Source organism: Streptomyces durocortorensis (assembly GCF_016901035.1).
GTDB lineage: Bacteria > Actinomycetota > Actinomycetes > Streptomycetales > Streptomycetaceae > Streptomyces > Streptomyces durocortorensis.
Genome location: NZ_JAFEUF010000369.1, coordinates 1 through 2005, shown reverse-complemented (window position 1 = coordinate 2005; position 2005 = coordinate 1). Strand labels below are relative to the sequence as shown.

Here is a 2005-nt window from a genome sequence, read left to right as displayed (position 1 = left end):
CCCCCCCCGCCCAAGTGCCCTCCCCCCGGGGCGCCCGCGTTCCCCCCCCCGCCCGCGGGGGGGGGGGGGCGCCCCCCCCCCCCCCCCGCGGTGGGGTGATGGCTGCGCAGGTCAGTACCTGACCGTCAGTGCCTGACCATCAGTGCATGACCGCCATGGCCAGCGCGCGGCGGGCGCGCAGCGAGGCGCGCTCCGCCCGGCGCTGCATCCGGCGGGCGGCGATCAGGCGGGCCGACTGGCGGTCCCCCTGGGCCTCCCGCAGGCGGTCGTGCATATGCGCACGCGCCAGGGCTTCTGGGATGAGTTGCATTTCGCGGGTCCTGTTCTGACGCGAGTCGTTCGCGCCGATGATGGTGACGTCGGGGGTGGCGGAGCCGACGGGCTCCTTCGTGGGGGTGATCATCGGTGCCTGATTCCGGGGGTCATGTGTGCAGGGGCGGTCGATCGTTCCGAGGCGCAGACTGTGGGTGGGTGCGGGGGCCCCACAGGTCGCGGTCACGCTGCGACCGGGTTCTTGCGCGGACGGCCACGCGGACGCTTGCGGGCCACGACGACACCCTGGACGAAGAGCTCGCCGCCCCAGACGCCCCACGGCTCGCGGCGGTCCTTCGCGCCGGCGAGGCAGGCCTCGACGAGCGGGCAGGTGCGGCAGAGGGACTTGGCGTACTCGACGTCGGCGGGCGACTCCGCGAAGAAGACCTCCGGGTCGTACGAGCGGCAGGGAACGGGTACGCCGAGGTTCTCGATGGCGTCGTCGAGCGCGGTGAGCGTGGTGAGCGGGGTCAAGGTGGAGTCCTCCGTGGAGCCGGGCGGCGAGATCGGGGTGGAAAGCGGTACTGACGGGGCGTGCGTTTCGGTGTGCACGGTGGGTGGTGTCCTCGTCTGGTCGTGCCGGCCTGTTGGCCGGTTGGCGGCTGCTGGTACCAGGTCCTGCTTGTCCCGAGGCTCCTTCGTTCCGTTCCGTCCGTTCGGACAAAACAAAAGGGCCGCGGATCCCGAGTGGGGTTCCGCGGCCCTGAAGGCGCCGGCCTGATGCTGGATCAGGCTGGATCGCTCCAGGGTTCAGGCCCACGGAAGGCCCACATCGTGTGGTGCTGCTGCGTCTGCTTCTTGATTCCGGCACCGGCTGCCGCAAAGGCATAGGCCTGAGCCTGTGCTGCCTTCGCTACTGCTGCCGGTGCCTCGATCGGTCGCTCATTGCGCTCCCGCATCACGGGCAGGCTCGCCGGGGACAGCGGACGGACGGCAGAGATGCCGGACAGACCGGTGGCGTGGAGCGAGGCGACCGAGGAGCGGGTGAGGCCGAGCGAGCAGGCGGAGACGACCGAGAGATCGGTCATTTTCTGGGTTTCGATGATGCTGATCACTTCAATCGCCTCCTCTCGGCGTCTCATGGGACCGGCCGGGGCCGGTCCTGCGTATTCGGATAAGTACAGCTAAGTACAGCACGGAGCCAGGGCTTCAGAGAAGTCGCTGTTCCCGTGGTTAAGAACCTATGGTGACGACTGGTGCGCGCGCAAACTATTTTCTGGACGAGTTTTTCTCAGGTCTCGTCGTCGCCCTCCTCGTGCTCACCATCACACGCCTCACCTGCGCAGATGGCCAGAACATCGGCGCCGAAGCGGCCCAACTTCCGGTTGCCGACGCCGGCGATGACGACCAGCTCGCCCTCGGTGGACGGCACGGCCTCGGCGATCGCCATGAGGGTCTTCTCGGTGAACACGCAGAAGTCCGGCTGACCGAGGAGGGCCGCCTGGCCGGCGCGCCAGTCGTACAGCCGCTCGTAGAGCGCCTCGTCCATGTCCGAGGGGCACTCCTCGCAGCGCATCAGCTTCATCTCGCCCGCGTCGGTGAGCGTCCGTCCGCAGACCCGGCACCGCACCGGGCTCCTGGGCTTGCGCTCGACGGCCGGGGCCCGCTCGGCGGCCGAGGCCCGGCCCGTGCCCCGGTCGATCCCGCCGCCCCCGCCGACGCCGGGGCCCCCGGTTCCACGCCTGGGTCGAGG

4 protein-coding genes are annotated in these 2005 nt (G+C 70.2%); all 4 read right to left on the bottom strand.

Going from position 1 to position 2005, the window contains the following annotated elements; all coding sequences use genetic code 11:
• Nucleotides 1–139: 139 nt before the first annotated feature.
• Nucleotides 140–499, bottom strand: a complete 360-nt coding sequence (locus tag JS521_RS33915) for a putative WhiB-interacting protein (protein WP_372448643.1) — start codon at nucleotides 497–499, stop codon at nucleotides 140–142.
• Entirely contained in the window at nucleotides 496–864 is a 369-nt protein-coding gene (locus JS521_RS33910) for a WhiB family transcriptional regulator (protein WP_065491124.1), read from the bottom strand. The genes JS521_RS33915 and JS521_RS33910 overlap by 4 nt, the downstream gene beginning before the upstream one ends.
• A 176-nt stretch (nucleotides 865–1040) precedes the next feature.
• Nucleotides 1041–1367: a hypothetical protein gene (locus JS521_RS33905; RefSeq protein WP_205086726.1), complete on the bottom strand. Its 327-nt coding sequence runs from the start codon at nucleotides 1365–1367 to the stop codon at nucleotides 1041–1043.
• Between the two features lie 176 nt (nucleotides 1368–1543).
• On the bottom strand, nucleotides 1544–2005 hold a 462-nt coding region (locus JS521_RS33900; RefSeq protein ID WP_205086725.1), incomplete at its 5' end, for an HRDC domain-containing protein.